Raw genomic sequence first — 24,535 nt, 5'->3', positions numbered from 1 at the left:
TCGTAAGGAGCAACCGCAACCATGGCGGTTTCCGTAACCCTGCCGGCGCTCGGCGAGAGCGTGTCCGAGGGCACCGTCACCCGTTGGCTCAAGGCCGAGGGTGAGCGAGTGGAGGTCGACGAGCCGCTGCTCGAGGTCTCCACCGACAAGGTCGACACCGAGATCCCGGCCCCCGCGTCCGGCATCCTGGCCTCCATCAAGGTCGCCGAGGACGAGACGGTCGAGGTCGGCGCCGAGCTGGCCGTCATCGACGACGGCTCCGGCGCCCCGGCCGAGGCTCCGGCCCCGGCCGCCGCCGAGGCCCCGGCCGCCCAGCCCGAGCCCACCCCGGCGCCCGTCGCCGAGGTCCCGGCCCCGGCCGCGCCCGCCGAGGAGGCTCCGGCCGCTCCTGCCGCCGGTGCCGCCGAGGGCACCCCGGTCGTGCTCCCCGCGCTGGGCGAGTCCGTCACCGAGGGCACCGTCACCCGCTGGCTCAAGGAGGTCGGCGACAGCGTCGACGTCGACGAGCCGCTGCTCGAGGTCTCCACCGACAAGGTCGACACCGAGATCCCGGCCCCGGTCGCGGGCACCCTGCTCGAGATCGTCGTCGGTGAGGACGAGACCGCCGAGGTCGGCGCCAAGCTCGCCGTCATCGGTGTCGCCGGTGCCGCTCCGGCCGCCGCTGCCGCCCCGGCCCCGGCCGCTCCGGTCGAGGCTCCGGCCCCGGTCGCGCAGCCCGAGCCCACCCCGGCTCCGGCCGCCCCGGCGCCCGCCCCGGTCCAGGCCGCCCCCGCCGCTGCCGCCCCGGCTCCGGTCCAGGCCGCCGCGCCCGTCGCCGCCCCGGCGCCGGCCGCTCCGGCTGCCCCGGTCGCCCCGGCTGCTCCGGCCGCCCCGGTCTCCGGTGCCGAGGCCGACGGCGCGTACGTCACGCCGCTGGTGCGCAAGCTCGCCGCCGAGAACGGTGTCAACCTGGCGACGGTCCAGGGCACCGGCGTCGGTGGCCGCATCCGCAAGCAGGACGTCATCGCCGCCGCCGAGGCCGTGAAGGCCGCCGCTGCTGCCCCGGCCGCCGCGGCTCCCGCCGCCGCGCCGAAGGCCGCCGCCGTCGAGGCGTCGCCGCTGCGCGGTCAGACGGTCAAGATGACCCGCATGCGCAAGGTCATCGGCGAGAACATGATGAAGGCGCTGCACGGTCAGGCTCAGCTGACCTCCGTGGTCGAGGTGGACATCACCAAGATCATGCGCATGCGCAACAAGGCCAAGGACGCCTTCGCCGCCCGTGAGGGCGTCAAGCTGTCCCCGATGCCGTTCTTCGTCAAGGCCGCCGTCCAGGCGCTGAAGGCCCACCCGGTCGTCAACGCCCGGATCAACGACGACGAGGGCACGATCACCTACCACGACGTCGAGAACATCGGCATCGCGGTGGACGCCGAGAAGGGCCTGATGACCCCGGTCATCAAGGGCGCCGGCGACCTCAACATCGCGGGCATCGCCCGGAAGACGGCGGAGCTGGCCGGCAAGGTCCGCACCAACAAGATCAGCCCGGACGACATGTCGGGCGCGACCTTCACGATCAGCAACACCGGCTCGCGCGGTGCGCTGTTCGACACCGTCATCGTGCCCCCGAACCAGGTCGGCATCCTGGGTATCGGTGCGACCGTCAAGCGCCCGGTGGTCATCACCCACCCGGAGCTCGGCGAGACCATCGCGATCCGCGACATGACGTACCTGGCGCTCTCCTACGACCACCGTCTGGTGGACGGCGCCGACGCCGCCCGCTACCTGACCACGGTCAAGCAGCTCCTGGAGGCTGCCGAGTTCGAGGCCGAGATCGGCCTCTGAGTCTCGTGAGGCGTCTGCCTTGAGGGCGCGGCCCCGGTCTTCGTATCCGTACGAGCCGGGGCCGCGCCCTTCTCCGTGCCCGCCGTGCACACCGCGCCCACTGTGCCTCGCATGCCCTGCATGCCCCACATGCCCACCACCTGCCGTACTGCCGCGATAATGGGGCTACGAGCCACCGCTCGCCCGCCCGAGGAGCACGTCACCCATGGCCCCACCCGTCGTCCATTCGCTGCGCGACCAGATCCGCGAGCACATCCTCGAAGGGATCGTCAGCGGACGCTGGCAGCCGGGTGAGCGGATCGTGGAGCGCCGGATCGCGGCGGAGCTGCTGGTGAGCCAGACGCCGGTGCGCGAGGCGCTGCGCGAGCTGGAGTCGCTGCGACTGATCGAGTCGGCGCCCAACAAGGGTGTCCGGGTCCGCGATCTGACCGCCGCCGACCTGCGGGAGAGCTATCCGGTGCGGGCGGGCCTGGAGCAGGTGGCCGCCGAGCTGGCCGCCCCCGTCCTGGCCGAGGACGTCTCGGCCCTGGAGCCGGAGGTGGCCGCGCTGTACGAGGCGGACCGGGCCGGCGACGGCGAGGCGCAGGTGCGGCACACGGTGGCCTTCCACCGCGAGATCGTCAAGGCCGCGGGGAACTCCGTCCTGCTGCACACCTGGGAGTCGCTGGGCATCGAGGTGTGGACCACGCTCTCGATCCGCTGGCTGAGCCCGGAGCCGCGCGCGCACGCGGAGGACCACGCGGAGATCGTGGCGGCGTTCCGGCGGCGCGATCCCCGGATCGGCGAGCTGCTGCGGACCCACGTCCTGAACTGCGCGCCCCGGGTCTGAGCGGGCGTTTTCCGGCCTGTCGCCGTCCCCGGCCGAAACTTTCCTGCATCCCGCATTGATCGATCATCGATCAGAGGCGTATCGTCTCCGCGGGACGTAACACCCCACCCCTGAACTGAGCTGCGCCATGCCGCCCTGTCCTGTGACACGGCGCAGCTCAAGGGTGAGGACAGGAACCCGTACGTCATCCGTTGCCCTGGCCGGCGCACGGGTCCTGTCCTCACTGTCAGTACGGCCCGCCATGATGTCCTCATGCGAGCGGCCCGGCTGATCAAGATGGTGTTGCTGCTCCAGTCCCGGCCCTCGATGACGGGTGCCGAGCTGGCGCGGCGGTTGGAGGTCTCGGAGCGCACGGTCGCGCGGGACGTGTCGGCGCTGTCGGAGGCCGGTGTCCCGGTCTACGCCGACCGCGGCCGGAGCGGTGGCTACCGCCTCATCGGCGGCTACCGCACCAGTCTCACCGGCCTCGGGCGCACGGAAGCCGAAGCACTGTTCCTGTCCGGGGTGCCGTCCGCGCTGCGCGAGATGGGCCTGGCGGACGCCGCCTCGGCCGCCCGCCTCAAGGTCTCGGCGGCCCTGCTGCCCGAGCTGAGCGACGCCCCCACGAGCGCGGCACAGCGTTTCCACCTCGACGCCCCCGGCTGGTGGCAGCCCGCCGAACCCCCCGGGCTGCTGCCCGCGATCGCGGACGCCGTGTGGGACGACCGGTGGATCACGGCCCGCTACCGCCGGTCGGACACCGAGGTGGAGCGGGAGCTGGAGCCGTACGGGCTCGTCCTGAAGGCGGGCGTCTGGTATCTGGCGGCCCGGACGGACGGCGACCACCGCGTCTACCGGGTGGACCGCTTCACAGCGGTCGCCGCCGACGAGCGGCGCTTCCTCCGCGCGGACGACTTCGACCTGCCCGCCTTCTGGGACGAGCGGGCGGCGCAGTTCACGCGGTCGCTGCTGCGCGAGCGGGTGGAGCTGCGCCTCACCCCCGACGGTGCCCGTCGGCTGCCGTACGTGATGGACCGTACGGCCGCGCGGGAGGCGCTCACCGGGGCGGCCGCCCCGGACGGGCAGGGGCGGGTCACCGTCACCCTGCCCGTCGAGAGCCTCGACGTCGCGTACGAGCAGCTGCTCGCCCTCGGCCCGGAGGCGGAGGTGCTGGGGCCGCCGGACCTGCGCGAGCGGTTCGCGGAGGCGGCGGCGAGGGGCGCACAGCTGTATGCCGGACGGCAGGGACGCACCGGCCCGTCCGGCGCCTGAGGCCCGGGGCCCGGGGCAGAGCCCCGGTTTCGGGAAGGGGCGGGGCCGGGGTGCCCTTTACCGGTACTCCTCCGCGCTCGCCTCCTTCCCCCCGAAGACGACGTCCTTGAAGTACGCGAAACAGTCCGGACGAGAACCGTCCGCGTCGTCGACGTCGTAGACCTTGGCCAGCTCGCCGCTGGAGAGGGAGGAACCGTTCCAGCGGGCCTTGTCCGGGTCCGCGGCGAGCGCGGCGACCGCCCGGCCGATGAGCACCGGGGACTCCGCGATGGCGAAGTGCGGGCTCTTCTCGATCGCGTCCCGCCAGGTGGCCTCGGTGACCCCGAAGTGTTCGAGCATCTGCTCCGAGCGCAGGAAGCCCGGAGTGACCGAGACGGCCGTGCCCCCGTGCTCCTTCAGCTCCTGCGCGAGGCCGTACGCCATCCGGATCGGGGCGTTCTTGGCAAGGTCGTAGAAGAGGTTGCCGCGGTAGGTCTTGTTGAACTCTGCCGTCCCGTCGGTCACCTCGATCACCAGTCCCCCGGGCCGGCGGATCAGCAGGGGCAGCGCGTAGTGGCTGGTGACGGCATGCGTCTCGACGGAGAGCCGCAGCATCCGCAGCCCCTTGTCCAGGTCCGCGTCCCACACCTTGGTGTCGAACTCGATCAGGTGATCGCCGCCCCAGACGTCGTTGACCAGCACATCGAGCCGGCCCTGTTCCTCGTCGATCCGCTCGACGAGCGCCTTCACCTGCTCGCGCTCCAGGTGGTCGGTGGGTACGGCGATGCCGGTGCCGCCCGCTGCCGTCACCAGCTCGGCGGTGTCCTCGATGGTCTCGGGCCGGTCCACCTCGCTGCGCCGGGCGCGCGTGCTGCGGCCCGTCACGTAGACGGTGGCGCCCGCCCTGCCCAGCTCCACGGCCATCGCGCGGCCCGCTCCCCGCGTCGCGCCCGCGACGAGCGCGATCCTGCCCGCCAGTCCTCCGGCCTGCCCACCCTGTGGCTGCACGTCCCTCAGTCCTCTCGTTCCGCCGTTCTCCGTCAGGACGACCCTGCCAGCGAAACCCGACACCTTCCGTCCTGATTTCCCGGCGTTTCCTCCTGTGTCCCCCGTGCCACGGCCGAGCTCCTACGAGCCGGACGTAACGACACGGCCGCATCCGCTCCGCTCCGCGTGCGCCGCCCGGTGCCAGGCCCGATGCTGGTGGCGTGATGGACGAGACGGAGTTCTGGGAGCTGGTCGACAGCACGCGCGAGGCCGCCGGCGGTGACGCCGAGGATCAGGCCGACCTGCTGGTCGAGCGGCTGGTGCAGCTCGACCCCGACCGCGTGGTGGACTTCGCCCGGCACTTCGAGGCGCGCTACAACCGTGCGTACCTCTGGGATCTGTGGGGCGCGGCCGCCGTGCTGCTGAACGGTGCGAGCGATGACGCGTTCGACTATTTCCGCTGCTGGCTCATCGGGCAGGGCCGCGAGGTCTTCGAGGGCGCGGTGCACGATCCGGACAACCTCGCGGAGCTCCTCGACGAGTTCGACGAAGAGGTGGACGGCGACGCGGAGGACCTGGGTTACGCGGCGGACGAGGCGTACGAGCAGCTGACGGGGGCGCAGACCCCGGACCTGGGGCTGCCGGGCCCCCCGGCCGAGCCGATGGGTTCGCCGTTCGACCTGGAGGACGAGACGGTTCTGGAGGAACGGTTCCCCAGGCTGTGGGACCGGTTCAGGGCCTGAGACCGCCGCGCCCGGGCCGCCCCGGCCGGCCGGGGCGGGTCACAGCGTGCGGCCCATCAGGACGTCGTCCACATACGCCCCGTCCAGCAGGAACTCGCCCGGCAGCACGCCCTCCACGGCGAAGCCCTCCGAGGCGTAGAGCGCGCGGGCGGGCGCGTTGTGCCCGAGCACCCGCAGCGTGACGCGGAGCGCCCCCTGCCGCCGCGCCTCCGCGCACGCCGCCCGCAGCATCGCGCGCGCGACCCCCCGCCCCCGGAAGCGGTCGTCCACGACCAGCCCCTGGATCTGGCGGACATGGGCGTTGCAGACCAGCCGGGTGGCAGGGGCGAGCCGGATGTAGCCGACGAGCCGCGGGCCGGTGGCGGCCGCCCGGCCGCCCTCGCCCGCCGCTCCCTCTTCCGTTTCCGCCGCTTCCGCGACGAGGAGGTGCTCGGGTGGGTGCCGGGCGTCGAAGAACGGCTCGTACGGCGCCCGCGGCCGTGGCTTCACCGCGTGCAGCGGCGACCAGGCGCGCCGGTCCAGCTCGGCGAGCACCTCGTCATCGGCGTGGGTGGCGGGGCGGATGACCGGCTCGGGCATGCGGTCACTGTGCCACGCACCCGGCCGGGTACCCACCCCCTGCCCGGAATTCCGTGCAGGATGGGCGTCATGCGGATCGCGATCACCGGCTCGACCGGGCTCATCGGCACGGCGCTCGTACGCTCCCTGGAGGCCGACGGCCACCACGTGGTGCGGCTCGTACGACGACCGCCACGGCGGGAGGGCGAGGTCACCTGGGACCCGAAGGGCGGCCGGGTCGACACCGGCGGCCTCGCCGGGTGCGAGGCCGTGGTGCACCTGGCGGGCGCGGGCATCGGGGACCACCGCTGGACCGCTGCCTACAAGCGGGAGCTCCACGACAGCCGGGTGCTGGGCACCGCCACGATCGCCGAGGCCCTCGCCGTCCTCCCCACCCCGCCGCGCGTGCTGATCAGCGGCAGCGCGGTCGGCATCTACGGGGACACCGGGGACCGGGCCGTCGACGAGGCCGCGGCTCCCGGCCACGGCTTCCTCGCGGACCTCTGCCGGGAGTGGGAGGCGGCGGCCGGCCCGGCCGTGGAGGCGGGTGTACGGACCGTGTTCGCCCGCACCGGGCTGGTCGTGGCCCGGGGCGGCGGCGCGTGGGGCCGGCTCTTCCCGCTCTTCAAGCTGGGCCTCGGGGGACGGCTGGGGAGCGGCCGCCAGTACTGGAGCTTCATCGCCCTGCGGGACCACATCGCCGCGCTGCGCCACCTTCTGGACACCGCGGGGTTGTCGGGGCCCGTCAATCTCACCGCGCCGAACCCCGTCACCAACCGCGAGGTGACGGCCGCCATGGGCCGCGTCCTGCGCCGCCCGACCCCGTTCCCCGTGCCCACCCCCGCGCTCAAGCTGGCGCTGGGCGAGATGTCCACGGATGTCCTGGCCAGTCAGCGGGTGCTGCCCCGGCGGCTGTTGGACTCCGGCTTCGACTTCGCCTTCCCGGACATCGAGGGGGCGCTACGGGCGGCGCTGACGGCTCCGCGCTGACACCCGGGCCGCTCCACGGGGCCCGTACCTGGCGGAACACCGGCGCGGGCCACCGGTGTGAGCCGGGCGCGCTTCGGGTCCTTGGAGGGGCCTCAGCCAGGGGTCCGGGCAGCGGACTGTGCACCGTGCGACCGCTGTGCGACCGTGCCCTGTTTGTGCGCGACTGTTATTGACCGAATTTCTCTCTACGGTCGAGGCAAACTCGCGCTTCCCCGCCGCCCGTTGAGGGCATCAGGCCCCCGAGTGAGCGGACCGACCCCGGGAGGGCACGTGCTCAGCAGCGCACGCGACACCGCACAGCACGCTGACGTCGTCATCGTGGGAGCCGGCCTCGCCGGTCTCTCTGCGGCTCATCAGCTCACCAGCGCCGGGGTAACAGTCACGGTCCTGGAGGCCGCTCCTTACGTGGGCGGCCGGATGACGACCGATACGGTCGACGGCTTCCGGCTCGACCGCACGGGCCAGTTGCTCAATACCTCCTTCCCCGAACTGCTGGCACCCGGGCTCGGCGCGCTCGCCCTGCGCCCCTTCACCCCCGGTGTGCTCGTCCACTCCGGGGGCCGCATCCAGCGCACCGGTGAACCCCGTGGCGCCCGCCGCGCGTTCACCACCGCGCGGGCCTTCGCCACGGCCGCCCGGGCGCCGCGCGGCGGAGGCCTCGACCAGGCCCGGCTCGGCGCGGCGCTGGCCCGCCTCGCCACCTTGTCCACCAACCGGATGCTGGCCCGGCCCGACCGGCCCACCGCCGACACCCTCACCACCCGCGGCCTGCCGGCCCGTACGGTCGAGGGCTTCCTGCGCCCCCTGCTGACGTCCCTGCTGTGCGACCCGGACCTGACCACCTCCAGCCGCTGCGCCGACCTCGTGCTGCGTGGCTACGCGCGGGGCCGCCTGTGTCTGCCGGCCGGCGGCGCGGACACCGTCCCGGCGCTGCTGGCGGCGGCGCTGCCGCCCGGCACGGTCCGGACGGGCATCCACGCCAAGGCCGCCTGCACCACCTCCGTCAGCACGGCCGGGCACGGCGAGATCGGCTGCCGCTCGGTGATCGTGGCCACCGGGGCCCGCGCCGCCGCCGAACTCATCCCGGGCCTGCGGCTGCCCGACTTCCACCCCGTGACGGTGCTGCACCACACGGCCGACGAACCGCCGCTGCGCGACGCGTCGCTCGTCCTCACCACCGGCCGCGGCCCGGTCGCGCACACCACGGTCGCCAGCGAGGTGGACCCCTCACGGGCACCCGACGGCCGGCCGCTGATCACCTCGACGGTGCTCGGCGCGGCCGCCGGGCTGCCCACCGCCGAGCTGGACCGTGCGGCCCGCGCCCAACTCGCCCGCGTCTACGGCACGTCCACCGCGGGCTGGCGGCTCCTCGCCGCCCACCACGACCCCGACGCGGTCCCGGCCATGCCCGCGCCCCACGACGTACGCCGCCCGGTGCGGATCCTGGACGGCCTGTACGTCTGCGGCGACCACCGCGACACCAGCACCGTCCAGGGCGCGCTGCACTCCGGCCGCCGCGCCGCCCACGCGGTCCTCCGCGACTTCGGCATCCGTTCGGACTTCGACGCGCATACCTTGCAGGTGGCGTAGGCCTGGCCGACGGATCTCCGGCAGGGGCTCGTCGTGCCGCCTGCGGCGGCGAGCGCCTCTCGCCTGGCCGACGGATCTCCGGCTACGGGTCCGCCGTGCCGCCTGCGGCGGCGAGCGCCCTGCGGGCGCGTCCTCAAGCGCCGGACAGGCTTGGTTTCGGCTGAGCCCAGCCAAATCCAGCCCGTCCGGCGATTGAGGACACCACCGCGCAGCGGAGGTGCACCCACCACGGCCCGGAGGGAGGCTCAGAGAGCCGCCACCTTCTCCCGGTACGCCCTCGCCGGCGCCGCGTCGCGGTACGGCTCCAGGCGCCGCTCGAAGTCGCGGATGTACTCCAGCGCGCGGACCGAGCGCATCTCGGCGCCCTGCTGGGCCGCCTCCACGCCGAGCGCGCACGCCTGCTCCAGCTCCCCGAGCCCCAGCCGGGCCGAGGCCAGCACCACCTTGCAGAAGAGCCTGCTGCGGGCGTAGGACGCGCTGCGCAGCTGGAGCGAGCGCTCCGCGTGCTGCGCCGCCGCGCGGTACTGCTGGAGATCGCGGTGGCAGTGGGCGAATTCGTCCGCCAGCTGCGCCTCGTCGAAGAAGCGCGCCCAGTACGGCACGTCGTCGCCCGGCCGGGACGTCTCCAGCGCCCGCTCGGCCCGCGCGAGCGACGCCGAGCACGCCCGCACCTCGCCGAGCACACCGTGCCCGCGCGCCTCCACGGCGTGCAGCAGCGACTGGACGACGGGCGGCGCGCCGGAGCCCACGCCCTGCTGCGCCACCCGCGCGAGCTGCACCGCCTCGCGCCCGTGCCCCAGGTACACGGCCTGCCGGCTCATGGTGACCAGCACATAGCTCCCGTAGGCCCGGTCGCCCGCCGCCTGGGCCAGCCGCAGCGCCTGGACGAAGTACCGCTGCGCCAGCCCGTGGGCCGCGATGTCGTACGACGTCCATCCCGCGAGCCGGGTGAGGTCCGCGGCCGCCGCGAACAGCCGGCGGCCGATGGCCTCCCCGTAGGTGCCCCGGAGCATCGGCTCGGCCTCGTGCTCCAGATAGCGCACCAGGGCCTGCCGGGCGTGGCCGCCGCCATAGGCGTGGTCGAGGGTGCGGAACAGCTCGCCCACCGACCGCAGGGCCGCGATGTCGCCCATCGAGACCCGGCCGCCCGGCCCCCGCTCGGCGCTCCGCTGGCGGGACGGGGCGCCCCGCGCCTGGAGGGGCACCCGGGCGGTGTCCGCCGCGGGCGGCGGACCGCCGCGCGCCACGCGCTCGTCGGCCCGCCCGATCAGCCAGTCGCGGCTGGGCACCACCAGCCCGGCCGGGGTGAACGCGATCTTCCGGAGCTCGGTATGGCTCCCGGAGTCCTTGCGCCAGAGCCCGCTGACGATGTCAATGGCCTCTTCGGGGGACGCGGCGAATTCGAGACCGGCGTACACCGGCGCACACGCGTCGAGCCCGAGATCCTGTGCGGACAGCCGCCGCCCGAGCCGTCGGGTGAAGACCTCGGCGATCAGCGCCGGGGTCGTACCGCGTGGCTGCTGTCCGCGCAGCCACCGGGTGACGGACGTCTTGTCGTATCGCAGGTCAAGGCCGTGCTCCAGCCCTAACTGATCGACACGACGAGCGAGCCCCGCGTTGGAGAAGCCGGCCTCCGCGATGAGCGCGGCGAGCTGACGGTTGGGGATGCGCTGTGGGGGTCGTTCCGTCATCAGCCTGCCGGTCTCCCTGATCGCCCTCTGGAACGGCGTGAATTTAGCGTCGTCCGCCGCCCCGATCGCCGCCTTCGCCCCGCATTCATCCGATCGTGTGAGGACAGATCAAATACGCCCGGAGGGCCGTCCGGGTCGATCTTGGTGGTGCCCCGACCGCTCCCGGAGTCGGCCGCCCGCAGGGTTGTCGGAGCCCCGCCGTACAGTTGCAGGGGCGCGGGAAACGGCGCGGGAACACCGAGACAGACCACGCAAGGTTCGAAATGGTTCGAAGAGGAGCTGCCGTGAGTGAGCTGCGCTTTGTCCACCTGGGCTTCGGAACGGACGCCGTCGAGTACCAGGAGGCCTGGCAGGAGCAGCGACGGGTGCACGCGGCCCGCTTCGCGGACGAGCTCCCGGACACCTGCCTGCTGCTGGAGCACCCGGCGGTCTACACCGCGGGACGGCGCACGGAGGACAGCGAGCGCCCCCTGGATGGCACCCCCGTGATCGATGTCGATCGTGGCGGAAAAATCACTTGGCACGGCCCGGGACAGCTCGTCGGCTACCCCATCCTGAAGCTGCCGCGCCCGGTGGACGTCATCGCGCACGTGCGGCGCCTGGAGGAGGCACTGATCCGCGCCTGTGCCGACTTCGGTCTGGAGACCACCCGGATCGAGGGCCGCAGCGGGGTGTGGGTGCTGGGCGACCCCGTGGCCGACCGCCCGGCTCTCGGCGGCCTCAGCCTGGACTTCGACCCGCGACTGACGGACGAGGAGTTCGACGCCCGGCTGAACGGCCCGGAGTACGCTCCGTCCAACGCCGGCCAGCGCCGTGAGGACCGCAAGCTCGCCGCGATCGGCATCCGCATCGCCAAGGGCGTGACGATGCACGGCTTCTCGCTGAACTGTGACCCCGACAACACCTGGTTCGACCGGATCGTGCCCTGCGGCATCCGCGACGCGGGCGTGACCTCGCTCTCCAACGAGTTGGGCCGGCGCGTGCCGGTCGCCGAGGTCCTGCCGGTCGTGGAGAAGCACCTGCGGGAGATCCTGGAGTCGGCGGAACCCCTGCCACGGGCGGTGTGACGACGGACTCGGGGGCCGCTGGACGACCGGTCTGACGGCCGGCCGAGGACCCGCTGGGATCAGTCCGGGGAATGGCCCCCGGTCTCCCCAGGTTGGTCTGCACGTAAAGACGCACAATTAACGGGCGTACCCTGGTGTCCGCCGAAGAATCGAAGTCGTAGGGAGCCGGACGTGTCCGCTGTCGCACCCGACGGACGCAAGATGCTGCGCCTGGAGGTCCGGAACAGCCAGACCCCCATCGAGCGCAAGCCCGAGTGGATCAAGACCCGGGCGAAGATGGGCCCCGAGTACACCAAGATGCAGAACCTCGTGAAGAGCGAGGGCCTGCACACCGTGTGCCAGGAGGCCGGCTGTCCGAACATCTACGAATGCTGGGAGGACCGCGAGGCCACCTTCCTCATCGGCGGTGACCAGTGCACCCGGCGCTGTGACTTCTGCCAGATCGACACGGGCAAGCCGCAGGCGCTGGACCTCGACGAGCCGCGCCGCGTGGGCGAGTCCGTCGTCACCATGGACCTGAACTACGCCACCATCACCGGCGTCGCGCGCGACGACCTCGAGGACGGCGGCGCCTGGCTGTACGCGGAGACCGTGCGCCAGATCCACGCCATGACGGCGGGGCGCGAGGGCGGCCACACCAAGGTCGAGCTGCTGATCCCCGACTTCAACGCGGTGCCCGAGCAGCTGGCCGAGGTCTTCTCCGCGCGCCCCGAGGTGCTCGCCCACAACGTGGAGACCGTGCCCCGGATCTTCAAGCGCATCCGCCCCGGCTTCCGCTACGAGCGTTCGCTGGAGGTCATCACCAAGGCCCGTGAGGCGGGCCTGGTGACCAAGTCCAACCTGATCCTGGGCATGGGCGAGACCCGTGAGGAGGTCAGCGAGGCGCTGCGCGATCTGCACGAGGCGGGCTGCGAGCTGATCACCATCACCCAGTACCTGCGCCCCTCGCCCCGGCACCACCCCGTCGAGCGCTGGGTGAAGCCGCAGGAGTTCGTGGAGCTGAAGGACGAGGCCGACGCGATCGGCTACTCCGGTGTGATGTCCGGGCCGCTGGTCCGCTCCTCCTACCGCGCCGGCCGGCTCTTCCAGCAGGCCATCGAGCGGCGCGAGACCGTGGCGTCGGCGTAAGGCCTCTGACCGGCCCACGCAGGCCTCCGGCCGCCGCCCGGCATGCCGTACAACGCGGCCCGCACCCCCCGCAAGAGCGCGGGGCGGTGCGGGCCGCGTCAACGTTTCATAGGTGTTTGACCAACAGGTCATCCATTGGTAACACCGTTCGGTAACGATAGAAGCACACACAGCAGTACTCAGCCCCCCGCGCCTCATTCCTCACTTCCGCTCTCGAGGGGACTTCGCCAATGCAGGCCGCGACCGTACGCGCCGTTTCCGCACCGCCTTCCGCCCTTCCCACCACGCTCTCCGTACGGCCTCCGTCCGTCACCGGCGCCCTGCGCGCCCTGGAAGGGCTGCTGCTGCGCGGGGGCCAGCGCACCGCCCGCAGGAACGCCTGGACCGCGGTCCTCGAGGACCGCCGCCGGGCCAAGGACCGACGCGAGGCACAGCACGTACTGGAGGCCGTGGCCGCCCCGGGTCCGCAGGCCACGTAAACTTCGCTACATGGCGAGGAAGGAAACATCCGAGAACCCCGGGCGACTGAAGCAGATCGCCCTTACCTACAAGATGACCAAGAAGGTCGACTCGAAGGTCGGTCTTGTCGTCGCGGCTGTGGGAATTGTCACCTTCGGTGTACTCCTCGCCATCGGCTTCTTGATCGATCACCCGATCTACCTCGGCATCCTGGGCTTCCTGCTTGCCTTCCTCGCGATGGCGATCGTCTTCGGACGACGGGCCGAGCGTGCTGCCTTCGGGCAGATGGAGGGCCAGCCGGGAGCGGCGGCGGCAGTGCTGGAGAACATCGGCCGTGGTTGGTCGACGACTCCGGCGGTGGCGATGAACCGCAGCCAGGACGTCGTCCACCGGGCCGTCGGCAAGGCGGGCATCGTGCTCGTCGGCGAAGGCAACCCGAACCGGGTCAAGACCCTGCTGGCGGCCGAGAAGAAGCGCATGGCGCGCATCGTCGCGGACACGCCGGTGCACGACGTGGTCGTGGGCGACGGCGAGGGCCAGGTGCCGCTCAAGAAGCTGCGCACCACGCTGCTCAAGCTGCCGCGGGTGCTGCCGGGCGCGCAGGTGACGGTCGTCAACGACCGCCTCCGGGCGCTGGGCGACCTCATGAGCAACATGCCCATCCCGAAGGGTCCGATGCCCAAGGGCATGCGGATGCCGAAGGGCCGCTGAGGGCCTTTACACACGTCTTCACGTGCAAGGGGCGGGGCGGGAACCGAAAGGTTCCCGCCCCGCCCCTTTGCGTGGCGTCCGCTCGTTGCGTGGCGTCCGCTCGTTCAGATCCGCACCTGGACGGCACGGGCGAGCCGGTCGTGCAGCCCCCGCGTGTCGCGGTCCCAGATGACCGCCGGGACTACGATGGCAATGAGGGCGCTGCGCAGCAGCACCCGGGGCAGGCTGAGCCGCCCGCCGTCCTCTCCGACGACCCGCAGGCCCAGCAGGCGCTTGCCGGGAGTGCAGCCGACCGTCCCGACGGTAAGGAGGCTGAGCAGGAAGAAGATGAGCAGAGCCCAGTTGCCCGCCCGCTGGGGTTCGCCGTCCGCGAGGAACGCGTAGGCGATGAGCATGCACAGTGCCCAGTCGATGAAGAGGGCCCCGAAACGCCGCCCGAGCGGGGCGACGGACCCGGATCCCTTCTCCGGCAGCCCGAGGCCTTCGCCCCGGTAGCCGAATTCGACGCCCATTTCCTCCGCGGCGGCGCGGGGACCCGAGAGCCACGAGCCGATTGCTTGCCTGTTGTCCACCCGTCCACGGTACTGCGACCGCATACGTTCCTTTCGGCCCGGGTCGGCCGTCAGCCTGTCCCCGCAGTGAGAGTGCCTCACTCCGGTTAACCTCGGCGAAACAAATGGGTCATGCTTGGGAAATCCCGTCTCTCTAGGGTCGGCCCCAGCGCGTCACCCGCACATGGACTGCGCCACCGAAGCAACCCCCGACCGCTCTCGGCCGGGCTAGGAGGAGTTGGATGTTCCAGAACGGCGACGACGCCAAGAAGTTCATCGCGGACGAGGATGTCAAGTTCGTCGACGTCCGCTTCTGCGACCTGCCCGGCGTGATGCAGCACTTCACGATCCCGGCGAAGGCGTTCGACCCGGCCGAGGAGCTGGCGTTCGACGGCTCGTCGATCCGCGGTTTCCAGGCCATCCACGAGTCCGACATGGCGCTTCGCGCGGACCTGTCGACCGCCCGCCTCGACCCGTTCCGCAAGGACAAGACGCTCAACATCAACTTCTTCATCCACGACCCGATCACCGGCGAGCAGTACAGCCGTGACCCGCGGAACGTGGCGAAGAAGGCCGAGGCGTACCTCGCCTCCACCGGCATCGCCGACACCGCGTACTTCGGCCCCGAGGCCGAGTTCTACGTGTTCGACAACGTGCGCTTCGAGACCAGCGCGAACCAGTCCTTCTACCACATCGACTCCGAGGCCGGCGCCTGGAACACCGGTGCGGTGGAGAACAACCGCGGCTACAAGGTCCGCTACAAGGGCGGCTACTTCCCGGCCCCGCCGGTCGACCACTTCGCCGACCTGCGCGCCGAGATCTCCCTCGAGCTGGACGCGGCCGGCCTGCAGGTCGAGCGCCAGCACCACGAGGTCGGCACGGCCGGCCAGGCGGAGATCAACTACAAGTTCAACACGCTGCTCGCCGCGGCCGACGACCTGATGCTCTTCAAGTACATCGTGAAGAACGTCGCCTGGCGCAACGGCAAGACCGCGACCTTCATGCCGAAGCCGATCTTCGGCGACAACGGCTCGGGCATGCACGTCCACCAGTCGCTGTGGACCGGCGGCGAGCCGCTCTTCTACGACGAGCAGGGCTACGCGGGCCTCTCCGACACCGCCCGCTACTACATCGGCGGCATCCTCAAGCACGCCCCGTCGCTGCTGGCCTTCACCAACCCGACGGTGAACTCCTACCACCGCCTGGTCCCCGGCTTCGAGGCCCCGGTCAACATGGTCTACTCCCAGCGCAACCGCTCGGCCGCCATGCGCATCCCGATCACGGGCTCGAACCCGAAGGCCAAGCGCGTCGAGTTCCGCGCCCCGGACCCGTCCTCGAACCCGTACCTCGCCTTCTCGGCCCTCCTCCTCGCGGGCCTCGACGGCGTCAAGAACAAGATCGAGCCGGCCGAGCCGATCGACAAGGACCTCTACGAGCTCGCCCCCGACGAGCACGCGAGCGTCCCCCAGGTCCCGACCTCCCTCCCGGCGGTCCTCGAGGCCCTCGAGGCCGACAACGAGTACCTCCAGGCGGGCGGCGTCTTCACGTCCGACCTGATCGAGACCTGGATCGACTACAAGCGCACGAACGAAATCGCGCCGATGCAGCTGCGGCCGCACCCGCACGAGTTCGAGCTGTACTTCGACATCTAAACCGCGTGGTCCGGTGACCTGGGAGGAGGCCCTGTGAGGGGCCTCTGACCCGGTCACGGAACGCTGGTTGAGCCCCGTCACTGCCCTTGGGTGGTGACGGGGCTCAACCTTTTTGCCTGCCAGTCATTCCCTCAACCAGCACATGTGACCCGCCGGCCGCTTCCCCAACGGGTGGTAACGGGGCTCAAGTGCTTTGGTTTGGCTGCCCTTGAGCGCCAGGCAGAGGGCGCTTCGGCCCCAGAGCGGCCGCCAGCCATCCTGGTCTCGCCATGCGATGGAGATCCAAGTCGGGTGCTGGGAGTCTGCCCTCCCAGCACAACCAGCGGCCGGGCAGATCAAAATCCATCCTCGGAGGGACGGTAGGTTTGGCGTAGCCACCGTAGGCATTCACCCTCGGCAAAGGCCTGTCCGTTGATGTACGGATCGTGATAGCGCCCCTGACGCACGTGACGGCCAGGTCGGCTTCCATCGAACTCTCACAGGCAACACTGATCGCCGATCGCCAACGCATACCCGCGGGGGGCCCGGCGGGACGTGAATGACTCAGTCAGCTGCCTCACTAAACAGCCCCGCCGCACCGTGCGCCAGAAGAGGCACCATAACCGGCAGGAGGGCTGGTCGCCGCCAGCGGCCCGGTGGAGGAGCAGTCGAATATGCGGATAATCGCGCAAGAGCACTTCACCTGCAGGACGATTGAGCAACGTACGAACACACCACGGGGGAGGGTGCATCCATAGTGGAGTACGGAGCAGCACTGGAGGCGGCAGCAACCGGAGGCAGCGGAGCATGGAAGCTTCCCTTGGCACTGGCCATGGTGTCTGGACTGGCTTCAATCGTGGCTGCCGTCATTGCAGCCCGCTCCGCGAGGGGAGCGAAGCGTGCAGAAATCGATGCCCAGCACATTCGTGACCTGGAGAGCAGAATCGCGGAGAAGAAATACGAAACCTACCGCCCGATGATCAATCTGTTCAGGGACATCTTGGACCGCCACCATCCAGAGGAACAAGAACTCCGGGAGAGGATCTCAGAGTTCTCGAATTGGGTTAGCATTTTCGGCTCGGACGACGCCGTCAAGGCATTCCACAATTTCATGCAGGCGGCCTACGCAGACCCGCCGCCTGCAATCCTTATGCGACTCTATGCAGATTTTGTTATTGCCGCACGCCGGGACTTGGGTTACCCAAACACCGGGATCAATCGGAAACATTTCCTCGGAATGAGGATCAATGACATCTACGAACACCCCCTACTTCAGGGGGTAGACGAGCCCTTCGATGAGCTATGCCGCGAACATGGGTGGCATGCGCCGTGGCGTCAGATGTAACGAAGGGTCGGGGGTTCATTTGGATCAGCGAACTCCGGGCGCCGCCGACTTACGAGTACCCCAACCACCGCATCCGTCACCGCGTCCAGAAGGCCACTAGTTCCCCACGAAACAGCACCCGCCCCGTGTCCACGCCCCACGCACCGCCTCGCGACGGTAGCCGTGACAGACATCCATGCAGCCCCATAGTTACTGGTCTCATGTTAGGGCTGAAAGAGCGGCCACGGCTGTGGAATCGGTACCGACCCTGGAAAGCGGCATCTCCTCGATGACCTCATCAGTCATCACGGCTCGCGCCTCCTCAAACATGCGCTGCACCTCGGTAGATATTCCATCCGCTTCGTTCATGAGCACAACGGATTTGAGGCTACGACCACCCTGCGACAGTGGGATCCAATCAGGGCAGCTCGCTCGAAATCGGTCAGCCCCACCCGTCAAGAGAGACGTCAGCCCCCTTGGCAAGGTAGCGGTGAAGAGCAGTCGCGGTTGTAGCCACGAAGGTTTCAGGGATGGCATCGATATCGATCCAGCAGACCTGCGCATGCTTCTGCGGCTCACGGTTCTCGGGCTCGCCAGCCCATTCGTGGGCGGCGAAGACGACGGTAAGGAAGCTCGCCTTGCGGGTGCGATCTGAGGTCATGCCGTCCATGAGGTTGAGGGCACGGGTCCAGGCAGCTACCGCCTCGTCGGCACGGGCTTGGGCGGCGAGGCTGTCGCCAAGGTCGGCGTAACTGAGCATGTGAACTCGCTTGTACTTCACCGGGTCCCACCGGGTGAGGGCGTCGCGATGCTGCTGCTCAGTGCCAATGTGATCGGCGAGGTCGGTCAAGGTCCGCGACGACTGGCCGGGGGTGATCCTCGGCTTGGCCTGGGCCCTCGGCACGATCGCCGCCGTCGGCGGCCTGGCCGCCGTCGTCCACACCGATCGAAACCGCCCCGGGCATGCCCCCGCCTCGCTGTCCGTGCCGGACGGCGAGGTGCCCTCCACACCAGGGGGCCAGTGACATGGCATCGAACGCCGCACTATCTGCCGCGGACGTCTTCGTCTACGCGGACCAGCAGATCAAGAGGGCAGCAGCAGAGGTGTGGCCGGGCGCCGAGGTACAACTGGGCCAGCACACGCCGAGCGTGACGACCTACGTCCGCCGCCTGACGGTGGACGGCCGGCCCCTGTTCGCGAAGGTCTCGCTGCTGGGGCTGTCCCTGGTGTCGGTGCTGCGAGGCACGGCCGGGGACTGGGACACGGTCCGGGCCGCCCAGGTCGCCTACCGGGGGTCACCGGGGACGCTGCTGGAACGGGAAGCGAAAGCCCTGGCCATCCTGCGCGACGAGGCCGGAGTGCTGGCCTGCCCGGTGGCCGGGCACCAAGGCGGAGTGCTGTTCACCGAGCCGGTGGCGGGGCCGACACTGGCCGACCTGCTGGCCAAGGAACCACACCGCACGGGCGAGCTGATGACCCGCGTCCTCGTCGAGCTGGCGGGCCTCCAGCGATCCGCCGTTGCCCGTGCGGTCGACGAGGTGGCGATCACCGAACGCGGCATCCGCTCCACCTTCCACCGCAAGTTCAACGGCATCAGCGGCCCGACCTACCTGCGCAAAGCCGGGGACGCGGGCGAGGTGCTGGCCACCGTGGTCGGCCGACTGCGGCGGCTTCGGGTCACCCCAGCGGCAGGGCGGCAGCCGGTGGTCTACGGCGACCTGAAGCCCGACCACGCAGTCTTCCCCGACGGCCCCGAGGGGCGGCCGGTCTTCCTTGACCCCGGGCTGGCCCACGGCCCAGCCCAGACTGACATGGCGAAGCTGGTCTCCCGGATCGTGCTGAACCTGATCGCCTCCCCGCCGGACCGGGCAGCGGCCGACGCGACGATCGCCGGTATCGGGGTGTTCGCCGACGCGATGACGGCCGACCTGGGCCCCGACGAACGGGCCGCATGGATCAAGCACCTGGTGGTGCTGTGGCTGATGGATACCACCAACATCCTCAGCACCTACCTGACCTGCCCGCCCGATCTGCCCCTGCCCGAACACGGCGGCAAGATCTCCCGTCAGGCGAAGGCAGTGGTCACCTTGCTCGACCGCACCACCGCCCACCTCATCGCCGGTACGGACCCGCGGGCGGTGTGGCGGCTGACCCTGACCGATGCGGCGAAGGCGGCGGACCGGTGACGGCGACAGCTGGTGCCATCGGCGTCATCGGTGCCGGAGCCGTCGGCCAGAGTGTGGCCATGCTGCTGACGGCTGCCGGTTGGTGCGAGTCCGTACGGATCGTCTCCCGCACGGGCGTATCGGCTCAGGCGCTGGTGACCGATCTGGAGGACATGTGCCAGGTGGTCGCCTCCCCCGTCCGGGCGGTTCACGCCGCGGATGCCGGGCAGCTCGTCTCCTGCGAGGCGATCGTGGTCTGCCCCAGGGCCGACTTCACCAACACCGCCCGCTCGGATGTGCGGATGGCCGGGCTGAACGCGAACGCCCCGGTGATCGCCGACCTGGCCCGGAGCCTGGCCCACTACCAGGGGCTGGTGGTCATGGTGACCAACCCGGTCGACGTGATGGCCCGCCTGTTCGCCGAGGTCTCCGGCTGTCCCCGGGTCTACGGGGTCGGCTCGAACACCGACACCGCCCGCTACCGGATCGCCCTCGCCCACCTCCTCGGGGTGCCTGTCGAGGCGGTGGAGGGGCACGTGATCGGCGAGCACGGCGACCAGTCGGTGATCTGTGCCTCGGCCACCCGCGCGGGCGGTCTGCCCGTCCCCGTGCCGGTGTGGCGCGTCCGCGAGGAGCTGTCCGCCCGCCCAGCCCGCATCAATGCGGGACTCGGCCGCACCCGCTGCGGGCCCGCCGGCGCCGTGGTCGCCGCCCTCCGCGCCGGCCTGGGCCTGGACGACCGCGTGGTGGAGCTGTCCGTCAACCACGAGGGCCGGTGGAGGGGAATCCCGTTGCGCTTCAACGTCGGAAGGCCAACCGTGTGCCTCCCCAGCCTGGATGCCGCCGAGGCCCGGCAACTGGCCGCCGCGGACGCCAAGCTCCGCAACGCCTACCAACCACTGGCCCGCCTGTACGTCGTCGCATGTCCCTCACGGAAGGAGAAAACCGCAGTGACCAGGACCGCTACCCGCATCGCCACGGCCACCCAGGCCGCAACCGTCACCAGCAACAGCACGGTGGTCACCGAATGGGCCCTTCGCTACTTCGGCCCCTGGTGGAACGCCACCGGCACCACCACCGACGACGGCCCGCAAGTGATCGCCGACGTCAACCCGGGCAAGGTCACCGAGATCGCCCAGCGCGTGACCGACGACTCCGACGACGAGACCGTCTACGCCAACTCGGCCATGCTCCTCGCCCGGGACGGCGACGGCACCGTCCTTGCCTCGCAGCCCGAGGACAAGCTCGCCTACCGGGCCGAGCCCGGCGGCCCCCTGCACGTCTACGGCTGTGAGGACGTCCCCGTCGCCCTGGCCGCCGCCCGCCTCGCCCGCGAGGTCGTCCGCGGCCGGCTGCTGGCCGACGGCTGGTCGATCCTGCACGCCTCCGCCGTCGTCCGCGACGGGCACACCGTGCTGACCCTGGGCGACAAGGGCGCCGGGAAGACCACCACCGCCCTCCTGCTGGCACGGGTCGGCTGGAAGCTGCTGGCCAACGACCGCGTCTTCGTCCGCCCCGACGGAGACCGGCTGCGAGTCCTGCCCTGGCCCTCGGCCGCCGCCATCGGCCTCGGCCTCCTCGACGCCCTCGGGTGGTACGACCAGGTCCGCGAACGCGTCCAGCGCGGCGAACAGCTCCATCCCACCCAGCACCGGAAGGTCACCGACGCCCTCCACTCCGGCAGCCGCACACCCCTGTGGAAGGCATCCGGCAAGGAGCTCAAGCCGCAGTTCTTCCCCGACCAGCTCGCGACCTGGCTCGGCCTGACCCTGGCCACCGAAGGACACGCTGCTCGCATCCTCTTCCCCCGGATCACCCCCGGCGCTGAACCCGCCCTTCTCGACGAGGACCGCAGGGTGAGGTCTGGCGACTTCTTCACCTTCGGCACCGAGGACCGCTACCCCGATGTCTTCGGCCTCCTCCGGGACGACAACCCCGGCACAGAGCCCCTGCTCGAACTCCTCGACGCGCTCCCCCGGCACACCCTGTCCCTTGGACACGATGTGAAGGCGAACTCCGACTTGCTCACCCAGGTCGCAGGCCCGGCCACCTGACCGGACGGTGGCGGAGGTGCTTCACGGCATTTCCGCCATCGTTCGACGGGCCGGGAGTAGCGAGGAAGGCTCCAGTCAGGGCGTTATGGATCGCTCCTTGCCCGGCATTGCCCCGTAGATGTGACCGCCGGCCGCTTCCCCAACGGGTGGTGGGCGTCGGGCCGTGTGACGTTTCCCCTTGACGTGTCGTTGCCCAGCACAGGGAATGCCGCCGGGGGTCAACGCCTAGGGCTGCCGCACACACCGACCTGGACAACATCGCCCGGATCCTGCAGGAGCAGACGCCCGGCGTCGTCTTCGCCACCCCCAGCTTCCTCGTCCGCCTTGCCGTCCACCTGCGCGCACACGGCTTGACCCTTCCGGGCCTGCGGCTGCTCCTGTACGCCGGCGAGGCTCTCTACGCCGACCAGCGGGCTCTGCTCACCGAGGCATACCCCCATGCCGAGGCGCGCCCGTTCGCCTACGTCACCGCCGACGTGGGCGTCCTCGCCACCCCGGTCCCCGACCAGGACGACCCACGGCTGTACCGGACCAACTCCCCCCACACCACCCTCGAGATCGCCGACCCCGACACCGGTAGGCCGATCTTCGAGCCCGGCCGCACCGGTCGGATCGTGGCCACCAACCTCCTGCGGCGGCTCATGCCCGTCATCCGCTACCCCGTCGGCGACCTCGCCCAATGGGCCGACCCCCACCGCGGGCTTCTGCGTCTGCTCGGCCGCAGCAGCGACCACGCCCGCGTCGGCACCGCCAAGATCTCCTTCGCCGTTCTGAACTCCCACCTCACCGAGATCCTCGGCGGCCAGGAACCCCCGCCGATGCAGATCGTCCTGCGCCGTCATCACACCAAGGACGAACTCCTCCTACGCGTCGCAGCCCAGGTCACCGACCCGGCCGACTGCGCCCGCGCGCTGCACGAGCGCCTGCAGACCAGTCACGTCCCCTACCGCGACCACATCGCCCGAAGCCTGATCCACCCCGTGGCCGTGGAATGGACGACCGTCGACCGGCTGCACCTCAACCCCCGTACCAGCAGGGTCGTGCCCGTCATCGATGAACGCGACCATCAGGGCAGCCCGGAAAAGGCCGTCGACAGTGTCGGCCCTCATCTGTCGCAGGCGACGCCGTCACCGTCGCGGTCCAGGCCGGGGCGGTAGCCCGGCTGGCCTCGGTGGATCGGGGCCGCGCCTGCGGCGCGGGCTGCCGCGCAGCTGCCGTAGTAGGCGCCGCCGCCACCGGACGAGCCGCCCGACGAACCTCCGGATGAACCCCCGGACGAGCCTCCGCCGTCGTCGGCTGCCGTGGGCTCCGCCTCCGGTTCCTCCGGGTAGTCGCTGCCGCAGGCATGGCCGTCGCCGTCCGCGTCGAGTGCCGACCTGTAGCCCCGGTGCTCGTCACGCGTCAGGCCCGAGTCGCGCGGCACGCCGCCCTTCCACGCCGCTTCGCACGAAGTCCAGCGCCTGTCCTCGGGCAGAACCAGCGGCTTCGGCTTCGGGCTCCCGGTCGGCGTCGGCTTGGAGGACGGAGAAGGGGAGGCGGAAAGGGAGGGAGAAGGCGAAGGCTCGGGCCTGGACGACCGTGTCGGGCTCGCGCTCGGCTTCGTCACCGCCGTCACCCGCTTCGGGGCCGCGTCCGCCTTCTTGCCTTCGGCCGGTGGGTCGGACGCGAGCACCAGCGCGAACCACAGGAGCGACAGGACCGTCGCGATGATCTTCTTGCGTCGTGGCCAACGGCTGAGCCACACCCATAAGACCCCGACCGGCGGCAGGAAGATGAGGAGGCCGACCATCAGCACGGGGTGCTGCCACTTCGGCCTGGGCCGGGGCGGTGGCACGGCGTACGGATGCGGGTAGGGCTGTTGCACGGTTGGTTCTCCCCCTGCGGCACGGTCCCCTGCGAATCGGGACCCGCACGCTACTCCCGCGGCACGGCCGCCCGAGGGTAGTGAAGGGTTATTCACCCCGGATCGTGGGCCCCGGGGACACCTTCGCCATTTCCCCCCGTACCGTCCCCCGGTCGCGCATGATGAGGCATCATGCGTACTCGCTCAGTCCTCACCCTCCTCGCCACGGCAGCCCTGCTCACGCTGACCGCCTGCGAGGGCGCCGACACCGGCGCCAAGCCCACGCAGGTCAAAGACGGCCGTGGCAAAGACGGCAGCGGCAGCGACACTGCTGTCCTCCCGGACCTCGTGGGCAAGGGGCTCCAGTCCGCGCAGGACCAGGCGCAGGCCGCGGGCTTCCGTCGCCTCGCCTCGCACGACGCGCTCGGCCGTGGCCGTACGCAGGCCTTCGACCGGAACTGGAAGGTCTGCTCGCAGACCCCCACGCCCGGCACCCGGCCGACGAACACCAGGGTGGACTTCGGCGCGGTGAAGCTCACCGAGGACTGCCCGGCGAAGGGCGACTCGGGTGAGCGCGGACCCACCAAGGCCGGCGGCACAATGCCCGCGTTCACGGGGAAGTCCGTGAAGGTCGCGCGGGAAGCCCTCGACAGGTCGACGAGCCTCACGGTGAAGGACGCCTCCGGCAGCGGCCGTATGGTCCTGGTCGAGTCCAACTGGCAGGTCTGCGCCCAGGACCCCGCAGCGGGCGCGAAGCTGGACGGGCGGCCCGTACGGCTCGAAGCGGTGAAGTTCAGCGAGGGTTGTCCCTGATCGACACCCGGCTCGGCCCTTGCCCCTCCGGCAGGCAAGGGCCGAGCGACGAACAGCGAACCCCTGCGATCAGCGGCCTTCCTCGCGCGGAATGAGCGAGCGCACCATGCGGCAGGTCGTGTTGGAGGGCGAGTGCACTCCGATCTTGGTGGCGACCCTGCGGATCCTGCGGTTGTCCGCCTGCTCGGGGCGGTACACGCCGGAGTGGAGCAGCGCGATGGCGAGGCGCATCGCCTTCAGCCGGCGGTTGTGCGACTCGTACCAGGCGCGCGGGTGCCCGGCGGGCAGGCGCTTCTTGGGCAGGGTGGGGACACTGGGCAGGTTCGGAAGAGGTGTGGCTATGGGCATC

The 24,535-nt window shown here is 70.9% G+C and carries 24 protein-coding genes and 2 pseudogenes; 17 read left to right on the top strand and 9 right to left on the bottom strand.

The window, feature by feature from the left end; genetic code table 11:
• The first annotated feature begins 21 nt into the window (after positions 1-21).
• The 3 genes from sucB (at position 22) to FHS38_RS03310 (ending at position 3,901) form a co-directional block, all read left to right on the top strand.
• Positions 22-1,821, top strand: coding sequence for a 2-oxoglutarate dehydrogenase, E2 component, dihydrolipoamide succinyltransferase (gene sucB / locus FHS38_RS03320; protein ID WP_184730413.1), 1,800 nt, complete (start codon positions 22-24; stop codon positions 1,819-1,821).
• A 205-nt stretch (positions 1,822-2,026) separates the two neighbouring features.
• A complete protein-coding gene (locus FHS38_RS03315) occupies positions 2,027-2,650 on the top strand; it encodes a GntR family transcriptional regulator (RefSeq protein ID WP_184730411.1) in 624 nt (207 codons plus the stop codon).
• A gap of 252 nt (positions 2,651-2,902) precedes the next feature.
• Positions 2,903-3,901 (top strand): helix-turn-helix transcriptional regulator, encoded by a 999-nt coding sequence (locus tag FHS38_RS03310; protein ID WP_184730409.1) that lies wholly within the window; start codon positions 2,903-2,905, stop codon positions 3,899-3,901.
• A gap of 57 nt (positions 3,902-3,958) precedes the next feature.
• On the opposite strand, the gene FHS38_RS03305 is transcribed toward FHS38_RS03310, so the two are convergent.
• Positions 3,959-4,888: an SDR family oxidoreductase gene (locus tag FHS38_RS03305; protein WP_184730407.1), complete on the bottom strand. Its 930-nt coding sequence runs from the start codon at positions 4,886-4,888 to the stop codon at positions 3,959-3,961.
• Positions 4,889-5,091: 203 nt separating this feature from the next.
• Between FHS38_RS03305 and FHS38_RS03300 the strand changes: the two genes are divergently transcribed.
• A complete protein-coding gene (locus tag FHS38_RS03300; protein ID WP_184731119.1) occupies positions 5,092-5,610 on the top strand; it encodes a DUF4240 domain-containing protein in 519 nt (172 codons plus the stop codon).
• A 39-nt stretch (positions 5,611-5,649) separates the two neighbouring features.
• On the opposite strand, the gene FHS38_RS03295 is transcribed toward FHS38_RS03300, so the two are convergent.
• On the bottom strand, positions 5,650-6,189 hold the full coding sequence (locus FHS38_RS03295) for a GNAT family N-acetyltransferase (RefSeq protein ID WP_184730405.1): 540 nt from the start codon (positions 6,187-6,189) through the stop codon (positions 5,650-5,652).
• 69 nt (positions 6,190-6,258) lie between these two features.
• Between FHS38_RS03295 and FHS38_RS03290 the strand changes: the two genes are divergently transcribed.
• On the top strand, positions 6,259-7,158 hold the full coding sequence (locus FHS38_RS03290; protein WP_373301746.1) for a TIGR01777 family oxidoreductase: 900 nt from the start codon (positions 6,259-6,261) through the stop codon (positions 7,156-7,158).
• Between the two features lie 270 nt (positions 7,159-7,428).
• On the top strand, positions 7,429-8,748 hold the full coding sequence (locus FHS38_RS03285) for an NAD(P)/FAD-dependent oxidoreductase (RefSeq protein WP_184730402.1): 1,320 nt from the start codon (positions 7,429-7,431) through the stop codon (positions 8,746-8,748).
• Positions 8,749-8,993: 245 nt separating this feature from the next.
• Here the strand turns inward: FHS38_RS03285 and FHS38_RS03280 are convergent, their stop codons facing one another.
• Positions 8,994-10,439 (bottom strand): NsdA family TPR-like regulatory protein, encoded by a 1,446-nt coding sequence (locus tag FHS38_RS03280; RefSeq protein WP_184730400.1) that lies wholly within the window; start codon positions 10,437-10,439, stop codon positions 8,994-8,996.
• 284 nt (positions 10,440-10,723) lie between these two features.
• Between FHS38_RS03280 and lipB the strand changes: the two genes are divergently transcribed.
• From lipB to FHS38_RS03260, 4 genes are all read left to right on the top strand, one after another.
• On the top strand, positions 10,724-11,506 hold the full coding sequence (gene lipB / locus FHS38_RS03275; protein ID WP_184730398.1) for a lipoyl(octanoyl) transferase LipB: 783 nt from the start codon (positions 10,724-10,726) through the stop codon (positions 11,504-11,506).
• Between the two features lie 171 nt (positions 11,507-11,677).
• Positions 11,678-12,634: a lipoyl synthase gene (gene lipA / locus FHS38_RS03270; protein WP_184730396.1), complete on the top strand. Its 957-nt coding sequence runs from the start codon at positions 11,678-11,680 to the stop codon at positions 12,632-12,634.
• A 230-nt stretch (positions 12,635-12,864) separates the two neighbouring features.
• Positions 12,865-13,113: an SCO2195 family GlnR-regulated protein gene (locus FHS38_RS03265; protein WP_184731201.1), complete on the top strand. Its 249-nt coding sequence runs from the start codon at positions 12,865-12,867 to the stop codon at positions 13,111-13,113.
• A 10-nt stretch (positions 13,114-13,123) separates the two neighbouring features.
• Positions 13,124-13,804 (top strand): DUF4191 domain-containing protein, encoded by a 681-nt coding sequence (locus FHS38_RS03260; RefSeq protein ID WP_184730394.1) that lies wholly within the window; start codon positions 13,124-13,126, stop codon positions 13,802-13,804.
• Between the two features lie 104 nt (positions 13,805-13,908).
• Here FHS38_RS03260 and FHS38_RS03255 read toward each other — a convergent pair whose 3' ends face one another.
• Positions 13,909-14,376, bottom strand: a complete 468-nt coding sequence (locus FHS38_RS03255) for an RDD family protein (protein WP_184730392.1) — start codon at positions 14,374-14,376, stop codon at positions 13,909-13,911.
• A gap of 221 nt (positions 14,377-14,597) precedes the next feature.
• On the opposite strand from FHS38_RS03255, the gene glnA reads away from it, so the two are divergent.
• On the top strand, positions 14,598-16,007 hold the full coding sequence (gene glnA, locus FHS38_RS03250) for a type I glutamate--ammonia ligase (protein ID WP_130877418.1): 1,410 nt from the start codon (positions 14,598-14,600) through the stop codon (positions 16,005-16,007).
• Between the two features lie 736 nt (positions 16,008-16,743).
• Entirely contained in the window at positions 16,744-17,331 is a 588-nt protein-coding gene (locus FHS38_RS03245; protein ID WP_184730390.1) for a hypothetical protein, read from the top strand.
• 198 nt (positions 17,332-17,529) lie between these two features.
• On the opposite strand, the gene FHS38_RS03240 is transcribed toward FHS38_RS03245, so the two are convergent.
• From FHS38_RS03240 to FHS38_RS35965, 3 genes and pseudogenes are all read right to left on the bottom strand, one after another.
• On the bottom strand, positions 17,530-17,679 hold the full coding sequence (locus FHS38_RS03240) for a hypothetical protein (protein ID WP_184730389.1): 150 nt from the start codon (positions 17,677-17,679) through the stop codon (positions 17,530-17,532).
• 73 nt (positions 17,680-17,752) lie between these two features.
• Positions 17,753-17,941, bottom strand: a pseudogene (locus FHS38_RS35970) (NUDIX hydrolase); the annotation flags it as partial.
• Between the two features lie 3 nt (positions 17,942-17,944).
• A pseudogene (locus FHS38_RS35965) lies at positions 17,945-18,172 on the bottom strand (tetratricopeptide repeat protein); the annotation flags it as partial.
• A gap of 22 nt (positions 18,173-18,194) precedes the next feature.
• On the opposite strand from FHS38_RS35965, the gene FHS38_RS03225 reads away from it, so the two are divergent.
• From FHS38_RS03225 to FHS38_RS03210, 4 genes are all read left to right on the top strand, one after another.
• Positions 18,195-18,335, top strand: coding sequence for a hypothetical protein (locus tag FHS38_RS03225; RefSeq protein ID WP_184731200.1), 141 nt, complete (start codon positions 18,195-18,197; stop codon positions 18,333-18,335).
• 1 nt (position 18,336) lies between these two features.
• Entirely contained in the window at positions 18,337-19,497 is a 1,161-nt protein-coding gene (locus tag FHS38_RS35045) for a heavy-metal-associated domain-containing protein (protein WP_229821862.1), read from the top strand.
• Positions 19,494-21,530, top strand: a complete 2,037-nt coding sequence (locus tag FHS38_RS35960; protein ID WP_308433474.1) for a lactate/malate family dehydrogenase — start codon at positions 19,494-19,496, stop codon at positions 21,528-21,530. Before FHS38_RS35045 ends, FHS38_RS35960 begins: the two co-directional genes overlap by 4 nt.
• 350 nt (positions 21,531-21,880) lie before the next feature.
• Entirely contained in the window at positions 21,881-22,687 is an 807-nt protein-coding gene (locus tag FHS38_RS03210; RefSeq protein WP_184730387.1) for a phenylacetate--CoA ligase family protein, read from the top strand.
• On the opposite strand, the gene FHS38_RS03205 is transcribed toward FHS38_RS03210, so the two are convergent.
• A complete protein-coding gene (locus tag FHS38_RS03205; RefSeq protein WP_229821863.1) occupies positions 22,636-23,394 on the bottom strand; it encodes an excalibur calcium-binding domain-containing protein in 759 nt (252 codons plus the stop codon). The genes FHS38_RS03210 and FHS38_RS03205 overlap by 52 nt on opposite strands.
• A gap of 171 nt (positions 23,395-23,565) precedes the next feature.
• On the opposite strand from FHS38_RS03205, the gene FHS38_RS03200 reads away from it, so the two are divergent.
• Positions 23,566-24,186 carry a PASTA domain-containing protein gene (locus FHS38_RS03200; RefSeq protein ID WP_184730385.1) on the top strand — a complete coding sequence of 207 codons (621 nt, stop codon included), beginning with the start codon at positions 23,566-23,568 and terminating at the stop codon, positions 24,184-24,186.
• Positions 24,187-24,255: 69 nt separating this feature from the next.
• On the opposite strand, the gene FHS38_RS03195 is transcribed toward FHS38_RS03200, so the two are convergent.
• Positions 24,256-24,534 (bottom strand): hypothetical protein, encoded by a 279-nt coding sequence (locus FHS38_RS03195; RefSeq protein WP_184730384.1) that lies wholly within the window; start codon positions 24,532-24,534, stop codon positions 24,256-24,258.
• Between the last annotated feature and the right edge of the window lies 1 nt (position 24,535).

This window comes from Streptomyces netropsis (assembly GCF_014203545.1).
In the GTDB taxonomy this organism is placed as follows: Bacteria; Actinomycetota; Actinomycetes; order Streptomycetales; family Streptomycetaceae; genus Streptomyces; species Streptomyces netropsis.
This window is presented reverse-complemented; position numbering and strand designations above follow the sequence as displayed.

Coding starts and splice junctions, on each gene's coding strand:
- FHS38_RS03195 (WP_184730384.1), bottom strand. CDS start 24,534: ATGCCCATAGCCACACCTCTTCCGAACCTGCCCAGTGTCCCCACCCTG.
- FHS38_RS03295 (WP_184730405.1), bottom strand. CDS start 6,189: ATGCCCGAGCCGGTCATCCGCCCCGCCACCCACGCCGATGACGAGGTG.
- FHS38_RS03315 (WP_184730411.1), top strand. CDS start 2,027: ATGGCCCCACCCGTCGTCCATTCGCTGCGCGACCAGATCCGCGAGCAC.
- FHS38_RS03290 (WP_373301746.1), top strand. CDS start 6,259: ATGCGGATCGCGATCACCGGCTCGACCGGGCTCATCGGCACGGCGCTC.
- FHS38_RS03260 (WP_184730394.1), top strand. CDS start 13,124: ATGGCGAGGAAGGAAACATCCGAGAACCCCGGGCGACTGAAGCAGATC.
- FHS38_RS35045 (WP_229821862.1), top strand. CDS start 18,337: ATGGCATCGAACGCCGCACTATCTGCCGCGGACGTCTTCGTCTACGCG.
- FHS38_RS03280 (WP_184730400.1), bottom strand. CDS start 10,439: ATGACGGAACGACCCCCACAGCGCATCCCCAACCGTCAGCTCGCCGCG.
- FHS38_RS03300 (WP_184731119.1), top strand. CDS start 5,092: ATGGACGAGACGGAGTTCTGGGAGCTGGTCGACAGCACGCGCGAGGCC.
- FHS38_RS03310 (WP_184730409.1), top strand. CDS start 2,903: ATGCGAGCGGCCCGGCTGATCAAGATGGTGTTGCTGCTCCAGTCCCGG.
- sucB (WP_184730413.1), top strand. CDS start 22: ATGGCGGTTTCCGTAACCCTGCCGGCGCTCGGCGAGAGCGTGTCCGAG.
- FHS38_RS03240 (WP_184730389.1), bottom strand. CDS start 17,679: ATGAACGAAGCGGATGGAATATCTACCGAGGTGCAGCGCATGTTTGAG.
- FHS38_RS03265 (WP_184731201.1), top strand. CDS start 12,865: ATGCAGGCCGCGACCGTACGCGCCGTTTCCGCACCGCCTTCCGCCCTT.
- FHS38_RS03200 (WP_184730385.1), top strand. CDS start 23,566: ATGCGTACTCGCTCAGTCCTCACCCTCCTCGCCACGGCAGCCCTGCTC.
- glnA (WP_130877418.1), top strand. CDS start 14,598: ATGTTCCAGAACGGCGACGACGCCAAGAAGTTCATCGCGGACGAGGAT.